Raw genomic sequence first — 20,699 nt, forward strand, 5'->3', positions numbered from 1 at the left:
TTCTATTTCTTTATTAACTTAATATGTTGATTCTGATTTTCAATTTGTATTCTTAAAATATAAATACCTTCATTTAAATCACTTGTATTTAAATTTATCAACTGCTGCCCTGAATTAATTGTTATTTGTTGTTGTTCTGTACATTTTCCAAGAATATTAAAAAAGGTTAACAATCCAGTCGAATTTGATTTTGAATCAAATTTAATCAAGAGGTTATTTTGAAACGGATTTGGACTTATGGATATCACCATAGGAATTAACTTCTCATGGGTTCCTACTGTTGATTCAACGTTTATGTTTACGGTTGCCGTTGCACAATCCGGATCAGTATCACACATTCTATATCGAAACGAATCCATTCCGACAAAATCCAATTTAGGCTGATAACTAAATGCACCCAAAGGATCTAAACTAACGGTTCCATTGGCAGCACCTCCATTCGCACCTACCAACAACCATAAATTGCCTCCATCACCACTTGCAACGTCATTGAGAGAAACATCTCCAACCACCATTTGATTCTGTTTGGTGCTATATTGGTCATTAATTGCAACCGGTAAATCGTTAATTGAATTGATGGTAATATTTACCAAAGCCTCTGCGCAATCGGGTTCTCCATCGCACAATTCATATACAAATTGGTCTGTCCCAAAATAATTTGCATCAGGTTTGTAACTAAACTGGCCATCGGGATTCATGCTTACTACTCCTTTTAAAGCACCACCATTCGCACCTTTTAATTTCCATTGATTTCCTCCATCTGGACTTAAAACATCATTTGCATTAACATTTCCAGATAATACCTGGTCTTCATCAGAACTAAAATTATCTTCAAAAGCGATGGGTAAGTCGTTTACCGAATTAATTAATACCTTGACTGTAGTCTGAGAACAATCAGAATTTGCGTCACATAATTCATAGGTAAATTCATCCATTCCATAATAATTTGAAATAGGCTTGAAATTAAACGTACCATCTAAATTCATTGTTACTATTGCCTTTAAAGCACCTCCATTGGAACCTTTTAATTTCAATTGATTTCCTCCATCTGGACTAGGTTGATCATTTAAAGCAACATCCGCATTTAATTCCTGATCTTCATCTAAAATAAAATTATCTACAACTGCGATGGGAATATCATTGGTGGAATTAATCATTACTCTAACAATAGCTTCTGAACAATCCGAATCTACATCACACAATGTATAACTAAATTCATCCTGACCGTGAAAATCTGCTTCAGGCTTGTAATTAAATTTACCATCAACATCCATACTGACAACACCTCTCAATGCGCCGCCATTGGTTCCTTTTAATTTCCATTGGTTCCCGCCATCTATACATGGTTGATCGTTTGTTGATACATCTCCATTTAAGTTCTGATCTTCATTTGTTATAAAATTATCTATAACTGCGATGGGAATGTCGTTTATGGAATTTATATCAATTAAAACAGTTGCTTCCGAACAATCAGAATCAACATCACACAAGACATAATTAAACTGGTCAGATCCAAAATAATTGGGATCGGGTTTATAAACAAATTGACCGTCTTGCATCATGGTAACAGTCCCTTTTAAAGCACCTCCATTTGCGCCCTTCAATTTCCAATTATTCGAGCCATCATTGCTGGGGCGATCATTGGTTACAACCGTCGCAGCAAGTTGTTGATCTTCGTCTGTTACAAAATGATCAGCTGCTGCAAGTGGAAAATAATTAATTAATTTTCGTTTCCCATTACCAAATCGACTCGCCCAACGGTAGCCATTGAGAAAACGATTTGATGTTCCATTCGAATCTATTTTTGAAGCTGCCAATCCGACTGTATGAATTCGAGTAGGTCGCGTAGGTGTTTGAAACCCATCGTCAAAACTCAAACTGTCATCTTCCATTGAATAATTTGGATAAGCCAATCCGACTCGTTGTTGTTGAATATATTTTAATTCTCCCTTTTCAATATTGGTCCCTACAATTCCAAAACTGCCACCATAAGTTTGATTTCCAAAGTCAGTGAAATAAAAATCAAAAGCCAAGACATAAGGAGAATTTTTAGCAAAAACCGGATTTCTAAATTGATAAACTACATCTTGACTGATATCAGCCAAAGGAGCGCGAAACAATTTTTCAATCGCACCATCTCCAAATTGATCTCCTGCAACATCCCAAAAACGGAGCACGCCAATATCCCATTGTTGAAATGAATTTCCTCCAACAATTACATTGGTACTAAAACAATCATACATAATATATTGTCCGCTAGGATCAAAATCCATAGATCCAATTTGTGTAACGGTCGAACTCTGCAAGCCTACCTGTAATTCTGTATTTGTTAACGTAAATATTTGCTCATCCTGAGTAAGCAAATCGCGTACTTTTAATTTATTATTATTCTGCGTTGGTAATTCGAGCAATGAAATAAATCTACCATCTTTAGAGACACTCACATTTCGGTAAACTGGATTATCAATCAGTAAACTTTGATCATATGTAAATGTACTTGGATTGTATCGCAGACGATACACTTTTAAATCAGTAGCAACAAAATAAATGTCGGTGCCATCATCTGTCACAGAAGGTTTGCTTACAATATTTAAATTACTCAATTGCTGGAATGTATGCGTCGTCATATCTCTAATATAAACCCCTTCATTTCTGTTGGCATTTACATTAAATCGGGTGCACACTACAAATTCTGTTCCGGGGTTAACCGGCAAATCTTTTTGACTAAAATCAAACAAGCCGCCACCCGGATTATTGCTGCTTGTGATTCCAACCATATCAAATGCAGTATTTGCTGAGGCTAAAACATCGGCATTATTTGCATATAAATCTTTACATGCTTGTTCGATAGATGCACGTAAATCTTTAAAATCAGCTTGCCGGGTCAAATAAAAAATCAATGCATGATAATATACTTGCTCGGCTATTTGTTTAGCTGCTTCCTCACTGCCGGCTGTGTTGATCATACCTTGCACAAATAAATAAAATGCATGATTCGGAATACCACTGTTCCAATGTACACCACCACCATCTTCCAATCCTTTATATTGTTGATTCACGTGTTTTGGTTGCCACCCAATCCGAAAACTGTCTTTCGGCAATCCCTGGTTGGGATCTGCCATGTTTCGCTCCACGCCTGTTGGGCGTATTGGATGTCCCGGAACAATGATATCTTCTCCAAGCGTCCAATCTGTTCGATCGACCAGCACTCCAAATATATCTGCAAACGATTCATTAATTGCACCGGTTTCAGCATCATATTCCAATCCTGCAGATGCATCGATAATTCCATGAGAAATTTCATGTGCGCCAATATCGATTCCTTTAGCAAAAGGTAAATAGCCTTTAGAAACATTTCCATTCCCGTAATGAATCGTTCCATTGGACCAAAAGGCTCCTACATAATTGGATCCAAAATTTACATAAGAAGTAATGGTTGTGCCTTTTCCATCAATAGAATTTCTATCGTGTGTATTGTAAAAGTAATCATACACCTGGCCCGCATTGTAATGCGTGGAAACGGATACTGTTGTATAATTATTTGTCTTCGAACTGATCTGATCTTTTCCAGGAAAAGGATTGAATGAATTTTTAGCATCCAGTGTCCAGATAGCTCCTATAGGATTAGCTAATTGGAATTGACCTGCTTTAAACATTGGTTTTGAAGCATCAATAAGATAAACATCTGCTCCTTCACGCCAAACATTGATGGTACGGTCCACCCCATTTAAATCTTTTGCCAGGGTTGTTTCACCTCCAGCAATTTCTGAATTGGCTGAATTGCTTTTTTGTTTAATTTCATCACAACAAACTTTGGGATCTCTTCCGATGTGGGCATCCTCTTTGTGAAAACTACACTGTGTTTTTGTAGATTTCAAAATTTGACCTGTGCTTGCATCCAGATATACCATCCAGTTTTCATATGTATTACAACGAACAGTCGTTTTGTATATTAGAAACCATTTTTGTTCGTTGGTATTAAACCAATATGCCAGTTGAAAATTTGACGCGTGAATTGGGTCATCCAAAAGGTTTTTATTTCTAAAATAATTTTCAATAAAATTTTGAATTTGAGATGAATCAACTCTTGCATTAATTCTTGATTCAGGCATTAACACATTTCCATGACCCAGAATCTGACGGTCTATATATTCATGTATAAAATATTGCCCTCCTAAAACAATAATTCCATTGTAAAACTGATCAAACTTGGCATGCCAAATCCCCCTTTTATCTAAGTCCTCAGAAATTTTCTGATAACTAACTCCCGTTTCATGCCTAAGGCCTAATAAGTCTAATAAATTTTGTTCCCAATAGGTCGATCTTTGCTTTGCTTCGATTGCATGTATTAATTTGCAGGAAAATCTCTTAGGAAATCCTGAAGCATCTGATTCCAGTGTCTTATAATTTAAATCCAATTTTTGGAAACTGATACGCGCTAACTTAGCCTTATCAAAATTATTCTTTGTCCTGGGTTCTTGCCTTTTAGAATTTTGTTCCAGGTCTTTAATTTGACAAAAACACCTTAGTGAAAATATACTTAAAAATAAAAATAAAATTGCGCTTTTCATTTATTTAAAATTTATGTTTGATTAGACTATTGAATTGGCTCCAAATATTATATTTCAATTAATGCTAATATATATTAAATGGAATAGCCAAGATACAAAAAATTACAAATGAAAAAATTCATTCTTGCCCTGATATCCATAAAAAATTGAAAATTTTAGTCCTTTGTGTAGTTTTACATTTAAAAATATATTATATGTTTAAATACTTCCTGGTGCTCTGTTGCTTTTACGCAAGTGCTCAGCAATCGTTGCCGATCATTTCAGCTGCCAAATCTCTGCATAATGCCTTGATTCAAAAAGATTCAATGCAACTTGAGGAACTCTTACATCCCGAGCTTTCATATGGTCATTCCAATGGTTGGGTTGAAACAAAACAAGAAGTATTAAATCATATCCTTTCAAACTATTTAATATATGAGCATATCGTAGCTGATAGCATGCACTGCCAGGTTTCAAAAAAATTTGCCATTGTCCGCTTTCAGGCTGTTCATGAAGTTGTTTTACAAGGTAAAGCCATCCGATTGAATTTACATGTTTGCCAGGTATGGATTAAATCTCATAAACGCTGGAAGCTGTTGGCTCGCCAAAGTACTAAAATTGGCTAGTATGCTTTAGGATCCGAAGTAAATTTTATAATTTGATTAAACGACCTTTAATAGGTAAAATATCCTCTGTTTGTATCATAAATACATAGACCCCGGGACTCCAATCACTGGCATCTAAATAAATCCCGGACCCCATTCCTTGGGTATTTACAACCGCATGTCCCTGCAAATCAATGATTCGTATTTGAAAACTTCCCAAATCACGATCAAATTTAAGTTGAAGCTTGTCTTGAGCTGGATTGGGTCTTAAGAGATATCCATTTTTAAAATCTAATACTTCCACGGTTTCCAATTCAGAAAATGCAAATCCTCCCAATTGCAATCTGTAATAATTTTTCCTGTTTTTTTGAGGAAACAGATGTTTAAATTCATAGGATATGTTTTCTGTTTTGCTGCCACAAACTCCTTTTATTTCTCCAATTTTATAATATGAAATGCTGTCCGTGCTATGTTGTATTTCAATTCCATCACAGGTATTCCCAGTTTGAATTTCCCAATTTAAAATAACCTGGCCATTTAATACCTGTGCATTAAAATAATTTAAAATGGTTTGGGATTTTAATACTCCAAAACTACAAGAAATCAAAAACAGAAAAACGAATTTAATACGCATACTAAATAAACGAATTAATGAAGTACAACAATCTTCATGGATTTGTAAAAATTACCAATTCTCACTTTAAAAATGTACATACCATTCTCCAGATCATGTAATGGGATGCTTAACAATTCATAGGACTTTGGATTTACATAATAATTTTCTGTTTGAAATTTTAACAAGTTTCCATTTAAATCAATTATGGAAAATTCCAAAAGACTGTTTGAATTCAATCCCTTAATATTGAATATCAATTTATCCCGTGTCGGTACGGGAAAATAATTTATTTTAATAGTATCGAATTCTTCTGCCTTACTGGTGATTCTTTGCCAACCTGCAATTTGAGCCATCAAAACCCAAAACGCTTTTGCAACACGAATACCACCTGCCGATATGGATCCTAGATGTCCCCCTTCGGTTTCAGTAGTATACTGAGGACAAATGGCCGGTATATTTAAACCATCGTCTGGATTATTTTCCGTTTGATAGGCTATGCCATCCCGATTGTCATAACAAGGGATTCCATCCGGATTGTGAGACAAAATATCTGCCACATCAAAAAGTATTTGTTGATTTTTCTGGGTATAGTTGCGCATTTGATCGTTAAACGCTTCAGATTCTAAACTACCAATCCCGCGTGCAAGGGAACTGGTCCACCAAATAATTTTTTTGTTTGGATTATCCGTTGCAAATTTGGAATAAACGCTTGCATGGTTTCTGGAAATTTTACTTCCAAAAAATCCATTGACCGGATCCGCAATTTTTGAACCTGGAGTAACAGCCAAATAACTAAACTGGCATCCCATTACATCAAAAGAATCCATTCGGGCTTGCATAAAATCTATAAAACACTGGACATCTTCCGAACAAGCAGTAGGCCAATATTCATAACGCCAACGGCTTCGATCCCAGATTCCATTCCAAAATACCTCTTTAGGTGAGACTGCATAATTTGAATCTCTGTGATCGTATTTTTTACAAAAACTTCGGGCACTGCTCCAGGGTGATGCGAGACAATTTAAATATTCGTCGATATTTCCGCCAACCGAACGGTCCATAAAAATCATATGCAATTGGGCTGCAGCGTCTTTATATTGTTGTGGAATGCTGTCAAATAATTCAACAGAATTGTGATCTACCACGATCCCTTGTCCATGTGAACCATTTAGCAAAAACCAGAACAAACATCCTATGCTTATAATCTTCATACTATGGAATATGCTCTAAGTTACAATTTCTACTATTATTTCTATGTGAAGATCATATAAAATTAATTACAGGCAACAATCCTCAAAGGAAAAGGATCTATATTTATCTAGTTGCAATTGCACAAATCTTCATTTAGTTCGTTTAACTTTATAGGCTCTTAATCAAATTCTTATAGTATGCTTATCAACAGACTCCCTCAAAATTTGCACTCAATTTTCCTGATTTTAATGTTTTTAAGCATTGGTAATAATTTGAAAGCAACCCATATTATTGGGGGTGATATCAGTTATCGCTGTTTGGGCAATAATCAATATGAAATTACGATGACCGTGAGACGAGACTGTATTAACGGCCAACCACCCTTTGATGATCCTGCTTATTTAGGCGTTTATGATTCGCGAGGAGTCCGTCAAATTAATGTTGCAAACAATGGTCGTCTGGATATGCTATACAGAGCCGATGATACATTAAATGAAGTTGCTTTTAAAAATTGTGGAATCGTCGGTGGTGATGTTTGTGTCCATACCACTACCTATAAAGACACGCTGGAGTTGCCCTTCTTAGCTGGAGGATATATCCTGGCTTATCAACGATGTTGCAGAAATAGAACCATCCTAAACATTGTGGATCCTGAAAATACCGGAGCGACCTATACGGCCCAGATTACAGAATCCGCTTTATTATCGTGCAATTCGAGTCCGGTATTAAGTCCATATCCTCCAATTTATATCTGTGGAAATCAGCCCATAGAATTTCATTTAGCTGCTAAAGATGCAGAAGGTGATTCTCTGGTATATGCCTTATGCAATCCCAACACAGGTGCCACACCTCAAAATCCAAGACCAACTTTTCCTTCAAAACCACCTTTCGATCCTGTACTTTTCAGCCAAAATTATACTTTGAATGATATGATTGGCGGGTCGCCTGCCTTGCATATTGATTCCAAAACTGGAATTATGCGCGGATTTGCCGTTCCAATCATTGCTCAATACCTCGTTGCATATTGCGTGGAAGAATATCGAAATGGTAAATTACTTTCTGTATTGCGCCGTGATTTTCAAATTAATGTTCGTTTGTGTAATTCCGTTCCGGAAGCTGCTTTTAACTATTCAATCAATACCTGTAAAAATCCGGTTGAGTTGCAATTAATTGATGAATCGACCGATCAGTTTTCTACAATTGACTTTTGGCAATGGACGGTTTTTTACAATACCGATCAATTGCAATCAAATACCAAAAATCCCATTTTCTCTTTGCAAGATTCAGGAATTGCTAAAGTCAGGTTGGTAATCCATTCCAAAGAATCTTGCTACGATACGATTTTTAAATCGATTAAAATTCAAACTATAAAACCAGAATTAATTGCAAAGAATCATCTCATATGTAGAGGAGATACCATTGAATTAATTCAATCGTACAACCCTGCAATCAATTATACCTGGTCCCCCTCCATTGGATTAAGTTGTGTTACGTGCCCAAATCCAAAAGCAAGTCCAAGTCAATCTACAAAATATTTGGTACATTATGAAGATGCATTGTGTGAACACACAGATACGATATATATAAATGTAACAAATTGTACTCTGGATTCTTGCGGCATTACTACCATTCAAAAATGTTTGCCAAATGGTATGGTTGAAGTAACTGCTTTAAATGCCTTTAAACAAATAATTCAGCCAAAAAACAGAAATCAAGAATTGTTTTGGCAAATCCCCGCAAGTTCTAATCATCCCGAGTACACACTCATTAATCAAAATCCAATTTTACTATTTAAAAAAGATGTATTTAGTTTAACGTCTAAAATGTATTCCTGGAAAAGTGGATTACCTAAAACCATTGAATTTGCAGATATCTGTAAGCGCACTGTTTTCGATTCTCTTGATATAGAATGCAGTGGTCATTGTGAGGAATTGGAATTTATACTTTCTTCGTGTGAAGATGATTATGATGTTGAACATCAATTAGTCTATCCGGATATCATTTGTCAATCCGTTTGCAGTAGTTCCTGCATGTTTATTGTCGGACTATTTGAAACCAATGGACAGCTTATTGATCCCAGTCAATATCAAATACGTTGGTCAACTGGTTCTTCCGGTGCATATGTAATGATGATGGGTACCTATTTCAATACGCTTACCGTGGAGGTTCGTAAAGGAGATTGTATATGGAGAGGTCGCTATTGGAAAAGTTGTCAACAATATAAAAAAGCCAGGAATCCAGAAGGAGAACTCCAACTCAATTCTGGTCCACTGGAAAATTATACGCTTCAACAATTGATACAACATGAAACAAAAGCAAGTATTTACGATTTGCAAGGCCATCTTGTTGCAAAATCACTGAAGCAGTTAGAACAACTGGCTTCCGGAATTTACTTTATTAGAACAGAACATCAGGAAAGCATAAATATTTATAAATTTTTTAAGCAATAATGTAATTCTAATTTCGAGAGCTAGTTTATTGAATGCTGTTTCCTATTAATTCTATCGTTTCTTTTTCTTAACATTAAGCGTTTCGGGTTAATTCTGTAAAATTCATTTTAAAAATGAATTCAAATTTCAAATAAATTTTCAAATCAGGTTATAAATACAATTTTAAATTAACTAAGGCGTTTCCATGATATGAAAACACACATATACTATTTAGCATGCCTATTCATGTTGCCTTTAATTTCTTGTCAGAAGGAGGATGAAACTGACTTTGCAAAACAAATACTGGGCGTCTGGAACTGGGAAAAATCTGTTGGTGGAATTGGAGGATGGACCCTGACACCGCAATCTGAAAACTATACTAAAACGCTTTATATCAGTTCAAATACCATAAAGGAGTATAAAGATGACAAGTTGCAATTTTCAACTACCTACGAATTAAAAATTAATACAGACAGTACTATGTGGAAGTGTTGTTATTATCTCGAATTTCCAAATGGAATTCCAAATCAAAGCATTTGGATAGATGATCAGCAATTGATGTTGTATGATTGGATTTCCGATGGTTATGGCCATAGTTACCGAAGAAAATTAAACTAAGAAACTGCATTCAAAACGGATTGTATAAACCTTTTTCCTGGGGTACCTGTTATTTATTTTCAACGCTTCACGAATGGTCTTATATATCAAGAATATGGTTTGTCATCGGTGCATTCTGGCAGTTGAGCATGAAGCTAAAAATTTAGATCTTGAAATTGATTCATTGCATTTAGGTGAATTGAAATTAAAAACTCAACCAACCAATTCAATTCTATCCCAATTTAAGAAAAATCTAAATGCTCTGGGTTTTGAGATATTAGACAATTCCAAACAGCAACTCATCGAACAAATCAAAATTGCAATTATTGAGTACATTCAACTCGATACAGACTATGCACATCAAAATTTTTCATATATTTTGACAAAAAAATTAAACAAAGACTACAGTCTATTAAGCAATTTGTTTTCAGCAGTTGAAGGAATTACCATTGAGAAATATTTAATTCTTCAAAAATAGAGAAAGCCAAAGAACTTCTAATTTATAATGAATTAAGTTTAAGTGAAATTGCAAATAAGCTTCATTACAGCAGTGTAGCTCATTTATCCAGTCAATTTAAAAAATTTCCGGATTGACACCCAGCCATTTCAAAAACCTAGGAATAGACAAAAGACTGGCTTTAGATCAGGTAGGATAGGTCCTATTTACAAAATTTTGTAAACCTTTACCAAAATAGTATAATCAGTTATAGAATTTCTAATAGAACTTTGTCTATTATTTCTAATCGATATGTCTGTAATCAAAGAACAATTAATACTACCCATTGACGGAATGGAAAGTGAACACTGTTCGCTACTTATTCATTCAAATTTGTCAAAAGTTGAAGGACTGCAAAACAACAAAGTTGAACTGAATAATAAACGGGTTTTAATTGAAACTGAAAATCCTGTACAAGCTATCCAACTTGCAGTGAACACCATTGAATCCCTGGGATACAAGGTCCCTGTATTGACTAAAGATTATCCTGTTCGTAACATGAGTTGCAGCGCTTGTGCAGCGCACATCCAATCCGTTTTGGAAAAACTACCCGGTGTTTTGTCTGCTTCGGTCAATTTTGCGAATAATTTAGCGCATATAAAATTTATACCTGGACTGATCAGTTCACAAAAATTAAAAGATACCTTATACTATATAGGATATGAATTAGTTATTGATGAATCAGAGGAAGCCAAAGACCAACTCGAAGCATTACAAGCAACTCAATATACATCGCTCAAATATAGAACCATTGGTTCTATAGGTCTTTCCATTCCTGTTTTTGTAATTGCCATGTTTTTTATGGACATCCCGTATGCAAATTACATAATGTGGATTTTAACAACACCGGTACTTGCCTATTTTGGAAAACAATTTTTTATCAATGCCTGGAAACAGGCAAAACACCGATCTGCCAATATGGATACACTGGTAGCAGTGAGCACCGGTGTTGCTTATTTGTTTAGTGTATTTAATACCCTGATCCCTTCATTTTGGCATGAGCAAGGATTGCATGCTCATGTTTATTTTGAGGCCGCATCGGTTGTAATCAGTTTTATATTATTAGGAAAGTTTTTAGAAGAGCGGGCAAAAGGAAAAGCTTCGTTTGCTATTAAAAAATTAATGAGTCTCGCACCTAAAACGGTTCATGTCATACATGAAGGTGATCATCATATGGAAATGCCTGTTCAATTGATAAAAGCAGGTCAAATTGTATTAGTAAAACCCGGCGAAAAAATTGCTTTAGATGGAAAAATTATCTATGGAACAAGTTTTGTTGATGAAAGCATGCTGAGTGGCGAACCGATACCTGTAGAAAAAAAAATAGGGGATGCTGTTTATGCAGGTACGATTAATCAAAAAGGGAGCATTCGTTTCATTGCAGAAAAAACGGCAGGAAATACAATTCTTGATCAAATCATTAAAATGGTGCAACAAGCCCAAGGAAGTAAAGCACCCGTTCAAAAGTTGGTGGATAAAATTTCCAGTGTCTTTGTTTTTATTGTCATTGGCATTGCCGTGTTGAGTTTTATAAGTTGGTTGATCTTAAGTGGAAGCAATGCTTTAAGTCACGGCTTACTCGCCTTTGTAACCGTTTTGGTTATTGCATGTCCTTGTGCCTTAGGACTAGCTACTCCTACTGCATTAATGGCGGGTATCGGTAAAGCTGCAGAACTAGGAATCCTTATTAAAGACGCGGAAAGTCTGGAATTAGCAAAAAAAATAGATGTTTTAATATTGGATAAAACCGGAACAATCACTGAAGGAACTCCTTCTATAGATCAAATCGTATGGCATCAAGAAACAAATGAACTTAAAGAAATATTGGTTTCCATAGAAAAACAGTCAGAACATCCCTTGGCAGATGCCGTTGTTAAATTCTTCCCGGAAATACAATCTAAACCCATTGCCTCCTTTGAAAGTGAAACGGGTAAAGGTGTACGTGCTCAATTTCAAAATGTCTGGTATTATATAGGGACGAAAAACTATCTGAAAGAAAAAGGAATTGATACTTCAGAACGCTTGCTATCTAAGTTTAATCAATGGGAATCAGAAGCCAAATCCATAATTTGGTATGCAAATGAAACAACAAGTCTTGCAATACTTTCTGTAAGTGATCAGCTTAAACCTGGTTCAAAACAAGCAATTCAGGCTTTACAAAAATTAGATATTGAAGTGCATATGTTGACAGGCGATGCTAAAAAAACAGCAGAGACTACAGCCAGAGAGATAGGAATAAAACATTTTGAAGCTGAAATGCTACCAGAAAGTAAAGCTGCATACATCCGAAAATTACAAGAATCAGGCAAAGTAGTCGCAATGGTGGGTGATGGAATTAATGATAGTACTGCACTGGCGCTTGCTGATGTCAGCATTGCAATGGGGAAGGGCAGTGATATTGCAATGGACGTTTCCTCAATTACAATTATTTCATCGGATTTAAGAAAAATTCCCCAAGCAATTAAATTATCTGAATACACGCTAACTACCATACGTCAAAATCTATTTTGGGCTTTTATCTATAATATAATTGGAATACCCATTGCGGCTGGCATATTATATCCAGTGAATGGGTTTCTATTAAATCCTATGATTGCAGGAGCTGCAATGGCATTTAGTTCGGTATCTGTAGTCAGTAATAGCTTAAGATTACGATCTAAAAAACTGAATTGATTTAATTTGAAATAAAACTTTCAAGAACAGAGTAATCCTGATTAACATCATTTGAACAATTTATATGCAAACACTTAGCTTGTTTTGAACTTAAATATTCACAACTAGAATCCCTTTCAGTATGTATAAAATTAATTATAGGAATTCCACTAGCGACATACTCCTCCAATTTACTTGGTAATCCCGGATGATTTACGTTTGCAAAATTTATTAATATATCACTATTCGCATATGCTTCTTCTAATTCTTGATCCGAATTACAATAGCTGATTTTAATTAATAGTGGATTTTGCTTAGCTAATTTTACAATCGGCTGATCTTGATTCCCAAATAATTGCAAAATCATAGGTCTCTTTGAATGTGTTTGAATATATTTTAAAATGTAATAAACTTCTCTTATGCCGGGGCGAACCGGATGGTATGTATTTCCAATAAAACTAAATCTTAGTATTGGAGAGGAAATAGGCTTGCTGTTTTCAAATTTGATATTAACTCCATTGGGTACAAGTTGAGTTTTTTCCTTATTAATTGAATAAACTTTGATAAAGTGATTCCTAATAGATTCACAATTTAAAATGATCCGATTTGCTGATACCAGCACCTTCCGTTCGATTGTCTGGTGAATGCACCAATTCGATGTCATAGGCGAAAAGTAAACATCGCCTATATCTGCATGCCATTCATGCTTAAAGTATTTTTGAAGCACGATACCTATCAAATGACTGCTAAACGGATTTGAAACTGTATAGATTAAATCATCCGCCTTTCTAAATTTAACCAAATACAGTATCAAATAATAAATTTGAATAAATACATAGCGATCCGGAATGATGCATTTACTTATAAAATCAGCTAATTGATTGTACCGAATCCTTTTTATTATACTTAATAGGAATTCGAGTTTATTATAATTCCACTTATTAATGAATAATTTGTCAGTCGAAGGTATGCTTTGACTTGACTGCTGATTAGATGTAGAAATAATCAAATACTCTTTTCCAAAAAAACCCGATTGCTCCAAATTCTGAATTCGAAACGACCGGGGATTTCTCTTAGGAGGGTAATTGTGACTAAATATTACAATCCTCATAAACAAGCAGTATAAATATTATTCAATTCTTCTCCAGTTATATTATTTATGGAATTTACATTAACCGATTGAAATGCATTTATACATAATCCATTATATGCTTTTTGAGACAATTTTAATACCCTATCCAATGTATCTTCAATTGCTTTTAAGTTAGTTGCGTCTGTAAGATATCCATTAAACCCATGGATAACCGATTCAGGAATATCACAATGTGAAGTGCTAATAACCGGTTTAGCTAAATTTAAACTGTCTTTAATAAAAATGGGACATCCTCCTTCCGTATCATAACTTTTGGAACGCTTACTTAAATTAACCGCAAAATGATGCTTCATTAAATGATTTAAATAACGATCCGGAGTCATTTTATCCAGAATACGTATCGAATGATTTACTTTCTTTACTAATAGTTTTTGAATCTCAGCATAGTAATTTTTATCTACCGGTTCCCCAATCATAACTATTTTAAGTCGACCCGCATGGCGATCCTGCAATGCCTCCAATAATGCCAATTGGTTCTTCTTCTCTGTAAAACTTGCTGCCTGTATCAATCGAATCGGGGATTGCCAGTTTATCGGTTTTAAAATTCCATTTCTTGAAAATAGTAAATGCAAGATGCTGATTTGCCTTGATGGAATTCCATATTCCAACAATACATTTCTTGAATACCTTCCTTCTACGATAAATCGACACCCTAAATGAGCCAAATTTTGATAAGCTTTTAAAGTTCCTGATTTACTCTTAACCAGAAATTCATAATCAAATCCGTAAAATGAAATCAAAACTGGAATTTTTAATTTCTCAATTAATTGCATCTGTCTAATTGCAGTATTTGCAAAATGAAAATGAATGATATCGATGGATTCTCTGATTACATAGTTATAAAGACGGCTTGATGAGCTTAAATCCAATAATGAGCATAACACTTTATTGTAAATTGGAACCGGATATGTACTCGTAAGACTGCCAGGAACCATCGGATACTTTAGTTTATAATCATTTATGTGATATCGGGCGGCTATATGATGTTCGCAGTTTGACCCAGTACTTTGCAGAATAGAATCAATCCAATTCATAGTTTCAGGCAAATAGCTATCCAATATATGCAATACCTTAAAGAACATGCTGTGTATTCTTATTCATCATTTTTATAATTAGCACCAGAGACACTACTCTGAATTTTAATTCTCTTGAATTCGGAATTCTACTAATTCCCAAATCCCTAATTTCACTCTTAAAATGCAAAAGCCATTGGTTTAATTCCCGGTCAATTTCATTATAATTGATAAAATGCTTTGAGGAGCCAAAAAATTGAGCTATTTTTTCTCTAATAGATGGTAATCTGGAAGAAACTGCTAATAAATTTAAAAAAATGTATTGAGGAGGGATTCCTGTTCGTTGCCAGGGTATGTCTAACAATTGTTTCGGTAAATATTTATTTAAAAATTTTAAGTAAAACCTGTGGTTCAATTGCAAGCAATCATCGATACTATAATTTAAAGCCATCCAGTTCATATTATAATATGGAAGGATTAATTTACAATGAGAAGACAACAAATAAACACTATGCGCAGACTGATTGCGAATTTTTTGATCGATTAAATACGAATCTATGCATTGCTTAGAATAAAAAACATCTTCACTTTCATCCGGGCTGGTTCCTAATTTAAGATATTTAGCTATCAAAGAAGGCTTCATTGCTGAATTAGCATCGCTCCGATTCGCATAGATTCCACCACCAAAAAATCCATGAAAATAAACAGGATAGCTTGCTGCAATATATTTATGGACAGGTGCCTCGTGCAAATGTCCTAAATGGAGCAAGCCATCCACTTTCCAAAAGGCGCCCAATCGATTTTCTAACCAATTAGACATTCCTATCTGTATAAATTCATGTTTTATACTAAGAGTCTTTGCAACTTTTTGAGCTATTTGTATTTCATAATTTACCGCATTTCCGAAACTAAATGAATTAAGATGGCAGGTTTTGGAAGCAATATATGCAATCAAACGACTGTCTAATCCACCACTGAGACTTACTCCAAATGAATTACAATCTTCTTGATCTAACTGTGAAATTCCTGATTTAAATAATTGATAATACGAATCTAACATTTCCTCAATGGGTCTTGTTGTTTTTGATACTTCAGACCAGGTCCAATAATAGGTTCTATTTAATTGACTCGTTTCGCAGTCAAGTGAATACATACTGGCTGGACGCATCCTGACGATCTCAGTAAACCAGGATTGGTTTGAAATTAAATGTCCATTATCTAAATAAGACTGCATTGCCTGCGTATTCCAGCTTAAATTTCCATCAGCCACTTCTTTAATAAGTTTGATTTCACTGGAAACAATAATTTGTCGTTCATCCTGATATAAATACAAGGGAAAAAAACCCAGATAATCGGTGTATATAGAAACCTTGTTGTTTATTTCATTGAAACCAATATAACAATAAGTTCCATTCAATTGATTGAACACTGTTTTTATGTCAGGGAGCTCCTTATAGAATATCGTTCGACAGTTTTTTCCTTCTTTCCTTTCATTAAATGTGTTTTTCTGGAAAGAAAAATTCCCTAATATAAATGCAGTGGCGTCTGGTGTCTGAATTTTAATTGGCTTTACTGGAGTCAAATGATCATAAAATAGAGCCCAATGATTTTTTTCAATCACAAGATTCAGATCCTTTGACACGCTCGTATTAAAAGCTGTTGATTTTAATTTCCATTGTTGAAAAGAATTGTTCTTCGAAAATATAAATAACAACTTTGCCATCACATAATTTTCAAACGGAACAATTCAATTATTTTATCGCGATAAAAAATAAAATTGATACTAAATAAGCCTGCAACTGCACAAAGCAAAGAACTAATAAATTTCGGATTCATCAAATGAATCAAATACAAAACGATGCAACAACACATTAAATAGATCGTATATTTTAGTAGCGCTTTATAAAACAATTTGACATCTTCAAAATAAATTAATAGACGGTGTATTGAATATACTAATACCGAGAAGCTGAGAAATATATTAATTAATAAAAATTTATAAATATCTGTTTGTGTCCAATAAACTACAGCAATAAATACATAATTTATAATTAGTACTGCAATATTCCATTTTAAAAGTCTTGAAGATTCTCCTAAAGCTAATAATTGATTGAAAACTATATTATTGATCGAACGAATCATTGCCATGATTACAATGAATCTAGAAAACTGCAAAATGCTGTATTCAGGATCTTTAAAAAGTAGTGGAATGATATCAGACAAATGCGAATAAACAATTAAATAAATGGTAATACATACCAGGGCATGACTTAATAAACTTTCTTTAATTATATCCTGTCGGTGTTTAACATCATTCTGGTACTTTGCCAACAATGGAAAAATCGCCTTATTAAATATTGGATTGATTTTAGAAAATAAAAGATAGCTAAATTCAGAAGCAATATTATATGGACCCAAAACCAACAAGCCAAAGACGGAACCAACTAATACCGTATCAAAATTACCCTGTACAAAACTGATACCTTGATTCAAAACCTGATAAGCTGAAAAGGAAACATGTTCCTGAACTGATTCATTAATTTGATCGTTATAAATCAGGAGTTTGGTATAAATCCATGAAAGGGTATAAAAAATGCTAAATCTTAAAAACAAGCCAATACAAAATACCAATATTGGATCAACATACCAAATTGCAAGTAGAATCCAAATAAATTCTGCTGTTCCAGATAAAATTAGAAATAAACTAATTTGTTTTTGTTTTAAATGATGTTGCAATATAGAAGGATACATACTTCCAATACCTATAGTACAAAAAAGTACTAAGGATATTATTACAACATATGGGTAATTTATAAGATAGGTATACTCCCATAAATAAAATCCTATAAGCAATCCAATACAAATACACAACAGTAAATACTGTATGTTTCTCAATTTAGTAAGTATTTCCTTAGTAAATTCAGCTTTTTGAATGATAGAAACAAACATCCCAGGATCCAGTAAAGCCATTGCCAATCTGAATACTATTTGAAATATGGTATAAATTCCCATCTCCTTATACCCTAGAAATTGTCCAAGAAATACAAGACTTGCTAATTGCAATAAGCTCATATAGAGCGAACTGGCAAATTGCCATCTGAACAGATGGTTTAAAGTATGTTGAGGGCTTGTATTTTGATCAGGAATTACGGACAATTTTCTTTATTTGAAAATAATAAAAAAAGGCTGGAAGGTAATTGATGCTTTGAATGATAAAATTACGGTAATCTTTACTAATAATAAGTGAGATTCCTTTGATTCGTATCCGATTCGTTGAATTTTTTGAAATACCAGCTGGCTTAAAATGAATCAAATAGCGATCCTGTAATATAAACCTCTTTGAAAACTTACACTTTTCAAACCAATCCAATCCACTTTGATCCCAATTCAATTTGTGGAAATTTACAAAGTCCCTTTTTGTAAATAAACTGGCAGGCTTGTTTTCAGCAACAAACTCTTTCACTACATGGACTAATTTATAAATTTGATTGGAAGCATGCAATGTGAGTTCATCTGAGATGGCCGCTACCGGATTTTCTGAATTCAAGCTTTCCTTTGAAATGCTCATTTTATTTTGAAACAAAATTGGACCCGCATCAAATAGCTCATTCATCTTATGAAAGGTATAACCAAATTCCAAATCAGCTTGAACACATTGCCAAAAAACAGGAAAACAACCTCGGTATCTCGGTAATAATGAATAATGAAAATTGATCAATCCATTAGGGCAGGCCCGTAAGAGATCACCACTTACTTTTTCATGCAATCCTGCCGATAAAATGAATTCTTTATCTTTCAAGTATTCTATTAGCTCAGGATTATTTACTGAATCAAAAACTAAAAATGGAATGTGGTGGCGATGGGTATAATATTTCCAATAAACTAAACTTGCAGTTTTTAGTAGCGGATTGGCCTTTAAGCTCAAAACAAAACGCAGAAAAAATGATGCATTTGAAGGTTTTAAAACAAATGGTTTTTGGCTTATAAAAATCAATAGAAATGGCCCTTGCTCTACTAGTTTTGGAACAAATGTTTTTGTAAAATAACTATCCGGACAGCCTATGTATGCCCTTTTTACTGTATTTGTTGTACGTTGTTGAATGAGTCCCAAGTCTATAATTGAAAATCAAAAGTAGTACACAGCACCTGACAATTCCAATAAAAAGATTTACTTTGCATAAATGGATCCAGCGTTTCGCGATCAACTCAAACAGGCTGCTCAGGACAGTTTAAACTGGCTCCTTACAAGTTACCATCATTTTGGACAAGGTGGGTTCCCACACAGTCGTTGGATGTACCTACCGTCTTTTTTAGCTTGGCAAAAGGATTATCCAGAAACAAGTGGTTACCTTATTGAAAATTTGCTTTCAACTAAAAATGCAGAAGCAATATCCGTAGGAATTGCATGTACTCATTGGTTGCAATCCATCCAATCAAAAGATGGATTTTATCATTCGGGTGTTGACTTTAAAACTAAAAGTGCTTTTAACACTGCCCAAATTTTATTTGGTCTTGACGCGGCTTATAAATTCTCCCCCGATCCTGGTATTTTTCTTACCTTGGAAAAATCGTATGATGCATTACTAAATAACATTGATGATGCGCAGGGTATTTTTAAATCTCACTTATATCAACCCGGCTATTTTGCAAGCTATTACAGTCGTAGCATTTGGCCTCTTTTACAAATTGATCAAACATACTTTAACAATACGAAACAAGAGCATTTAAATAAATCCTTGAATTATTTATTTAAAAATAAAAACGAATTCGGATTTTTTAATAACTGTGGTTTTGAACCGAATAAACGTGCACTGAGCCATCCAGTAGCCTATGCATTGGAAGGATTTCTGGAATCTGCCATCCTGCTAAATGATCAACACATTGAAAAATATATACTTGAAATATTAAATCGAATCTGCGATCAAATCCATTCACATCATAAGATCCCAGCTTATTATGAAAATAATATAACAGGTGATTACTCATTTATCTGTGTTACCGGCCAAATTCAAATTTGTATATTATTGTTAAAAGCATATCAAAGGACCTATCAAAATCACTATAAAGAAGCAGCCGAACAACTTATTCCATCCATACTTCAATGGCAAATAAAATCAGGATCTGCAGAACATAAAGGAGCGTTTCCATCCTCTATACCCATTTGGAAAAATTATTTTCCGTTTCGCTATACCAATTGGACGGTAAAATTTTTTCTGGATCTATGTCAACTTTGGGATGAAATAGATGTCAGGGAAGAGGGCTGAAAGGCTGAAGGGCTGGAGGGCTGTTAGACTATTAGACTGATAGACTATTAGACTATTGGACAATTAGACTATTAGACTGTTAGCTTAAGGGCTACAAGCCACATTTACTGACTTCTGACTACTAATTCCTGAC

The 20,699-nt window shown here is 34.3% G+C and carries 13 protein-coding genes and 1 pseudogene; 6 read left to right on the forward strand and 8 right to left on the reverse strand.

Going from position 1 to position 20,699, the window contains the following annotated elements; all coding sequences use genetic code 11:
* Positions 1-2 precede the first annotated feature (2 nt).
* On the reverse strand, positions 3-4,571 hold the full coding sequence (locus IPK91_09600; GenBank protein MBK8297511.1) for a tandem-95 repeat protein: 4,569 nt from the start codon (positions 4,569-4,571) through the stop codon (positions 3-5).
* 194 nt (positions 4,572-4,765) lie between these two features.
* On the opposite strand from IPK91_09600, the gene IPK91_09605 reads away from it, so the two are divergent.
* Positions 4,766-5,176 carry a nuclear transport factor 2 family protein gene (locus IPK91_09605; protein ID MBK8297512.1) on the forward strand — a complete coding sequence of 137 codons (411 nt, stop codon included), beginning with the start codon at positions 4,766-4,768 and terminating at the stop codon, positions 5,174-5,176.
* Positions 5,177-5,201: 25 nt separating this feature from the next.
* Here IPK91_09605 and IPK91_09610 read toward each other — a convergent pair whose 3' ends face one another.
* Complete coding sequence (locus tag IPK91_09610; protein MBK8297513.1) at positions 5,202-5,789, reverse strand: T9SS type A sorting domain-containing protein; 588 nt, start codon at positions 5,787-5,789, stop codon at positions 5,202-5,204.
* A 14-nt stretch (positions 5,790-5,803) separates the two neighbouring features.
* The gene (locus tag IPK91_09615) at positions 5,804-6,982 is read right to left on the reverse strand and encodes a T9SS type A sorting domain-containing protein (GenBank protein MBK8297514.1); all 1,179 of its coding nucleotides are present in this window, start codon (positions 6,980-6,982) and stop codon (positions 5,804-5,806) included.
* A gap of 228 nt (positions 6,983-7,210) precedes the next feature.
* Between IPK91_09615 and IPK91_09620 the strand changes: the two genes are divergently transcribed.
* The 4 genes and pseudogenes from IPK91_09620 to IPK91_09635 all read left to right on the forward strand — a co-directional run bounded on the left by IPK91_09620 (position 7,211) and on the right by IPK91_09635 (position 13,157).
* Positions 7,211-9,412 (forward strand): T9SS type A sorting domain-containing protein, encoded by a 2,202-nt coding sequence (locus tag IPK91_09620; GenBank protein ID MBK8297515.1) that lies wholly within the window; start codon positions 7,211-7,213, stop codon positions 9,410-9,412.
* Between the two features lie 189 nt (positions 9,413-9,601).
* Positions 9,602-10,009, forward strand: a complete 408-nt coding sequence (locus IPK91_09625; protein ID MBK8297516.1) for a hypothetical protein — start codon at positions 9,602-9,604, stop codon at positions 10,007-10,009.
* 73 nt (positions 10,010-10,082) lie between these two features.
* A pseudogene (locus IPK91_09630) lies at positions 10,083-10,644 on the forward strand (helix-turn-helix transcriptional regulator).
* 92 nt (positions 10,645-10,736) lie between these two features.
* Positions 10,737-13,157, forward strand: a complete 2,421-nt coding sequence (locus IPK91_09635; GenBank protein ID MBK8297517.1) for a copper-translocating P-type ATPase — start codon at positions 10,737-10,739, stop codon at positions 13,155-13,157.
* 1 nt (position 13,158) lies between these two features.
* Here IPK91_09635 and IPK91_09640 read toward each other — a convergent pair whose 3' ends face one another.
* Genes IPK91_09640 through IPK91_09660 form a run of 5 tightly spaced genes read right to left on the reverse strand, consistent with a single transcriptional unit; the run spans position 13,159 to position 19,413 of the window.
* Complete coding sequence (locus IPK91_09640) at positions 13,159-14,247, reverse strand: hypothetical protein (GenBank protein ID MBK8297518.1); 1,089 nt, start codon at positions 14,245-14,247, stop codon at positions 13,159-13,161.
* On the reverse strand, positions 14,244-15,371 hold the full coding sequence (locus IPK91_09645; protein ID MBK8297519.1) for a glycosyltransferase family 4 protein: 1,128 nt from the start codon (positions 15,369-15,371) through the stop codon (positions 14,244-14,246). Before IPK91_09645 ends, IPK91_09640 begins: the two co-directional genes overlap by 4 nt.
* Entirely contained in the window at positions 15,361-17,025 is a 1,665-nt protein-coding gene (locus tag IPK91_09650; protein MBK8297520.1) for a 7-cyano-7-deazaguanine synthase, read from the reverse strand. The genes IPK91_09645 and IPK91_09650 overlap by 11 nt, the downstream gene beginning before the upstream one ends.
* Positions 17,025-18,458: an oligosaccharide flippase family protein gene (locus IPK91_09655; GenBank protein ID MBK8297521.1), complete on the reverse strand. Its 1,434-nt coding sequence runs from the start codon at positions 18,456-18,458 to the stop codon at positions 17,025-17,027. The genes IPK91_09650 and IPK91_09655 overlap by 1 nt, the downstream gene beginning before the upstream one ends.
* On the reverse strand, positions 18,442-19,413 hold the full coding sequence (locus IPK91_09660) for a hypothetical protein (protein MBK8297522.1): 972 nt from the start codon (positions 19,411-19,413) through the stop codon (positions 18,442-18,444). Before IPK91_09660 ends, IPK91_09655 begins: the two co-directional genes overlap by 17 nt.
* Before the next feature lie 70 nt (positions 19,414-19,483).
* Here IPK91_09660 and IPK91_09665 point away from each other — a divergent pair, with 70 nt between their 5' ends.
* A complete protein-coding gene (locus IPK91_09665) occupies positions 19,484-20,566 on the forward strand; it encodes a hypothetical protein (protein MBK8297523.1) in 1,083 nt (360 codons plus the stop codon).
* Positions 20,567-20,699 lie beyond the last annotated feature (133 nt).

The organism is Saprospiraceae bacterium (assembly GCA_016712145.1).
Classification (GTDB): Bacteria; Bacteroidota; Bacteroidia; order Chitinophagales; family Saprospiraceae; genus Vicinibacter.

Bases quoted from the DNA above. Each gene is read 5' to 3' on its own strand.
- IPK91_09650 (MBK8297520.1), bottom strand. From the start codon at position 17,025: ATGGCAAAGTTGTTATTTATATTTTCGAAGAACAATTCTTTTCAACAA.
- IPK91_09640 (MBK8297518.1), bottom strand. From the start codon at position 14,247: ATGAGGATTGTAATATTTAGTCACAATTACCCTCCTAAGAGAAATCCC.
- IPK91_09645 (MBK8297519.1), bottom strand. From the start codon at position 15,371: ATGTTCTTTAAGGTATTGCATATATTGGATAGCTATTTGCCTGAAACT.
- IPK91_09605 (MBK8297512.1), top strand. From the start codon at position 4,766: ATGTTTAAATACTTCCTGGTGCTCTGTTGCTTTTACGCAAGTGCTCAG.
- IPK91_09665 (MBK8297523.1), top strand. From the start codon at position 19,484: ATGGATCCAGCGTTTCGCGATCAACTCAAACAGGCTGCTCAGGACAGT.
- IPK91_09600 (MBK8297511.1), bottom strand. From the start codon at position 4,571: ATGAAAAGCGCAATTTTATTTTTATTTTTAAGTATATTTTCACTAAGG.
- IPK91_09635 (MBK8297517.1), top strand. From the start codon at position 10,737: ATGTCTGTAATCAAAGAACAATTAATACTACCCATTGACGGAATGGAA.
- IPK91_09610 (MBK8297513.1), bottom strand. From the start codon at position 5,789: ATGCGTATTAAATTCGTTTTTCTGTTTTTGATTTCTTGTAGTTTTGGA.
- IPK91_09620 (MBK8297515.1), top strand. From the start codon at position 7,211: ATGTTTTTAAGCATTGGTAATAATTTGAAAGCAACCCATATTATTGGG.
- IPK91_09615 (MBK8297514.1), bottom strand. From the start codon at position 6,982: ATGAAGATTATAAGCATAGGATGTTTGTTCTGGTTTTTGCTAAATGGT.
- IPK91_09625 (MBK8297516.1), top strand. From the start codon at position 9,602: ATGAAAACACACATATACTATTTAGCATGCCTATTCATGTTGCCTTTA.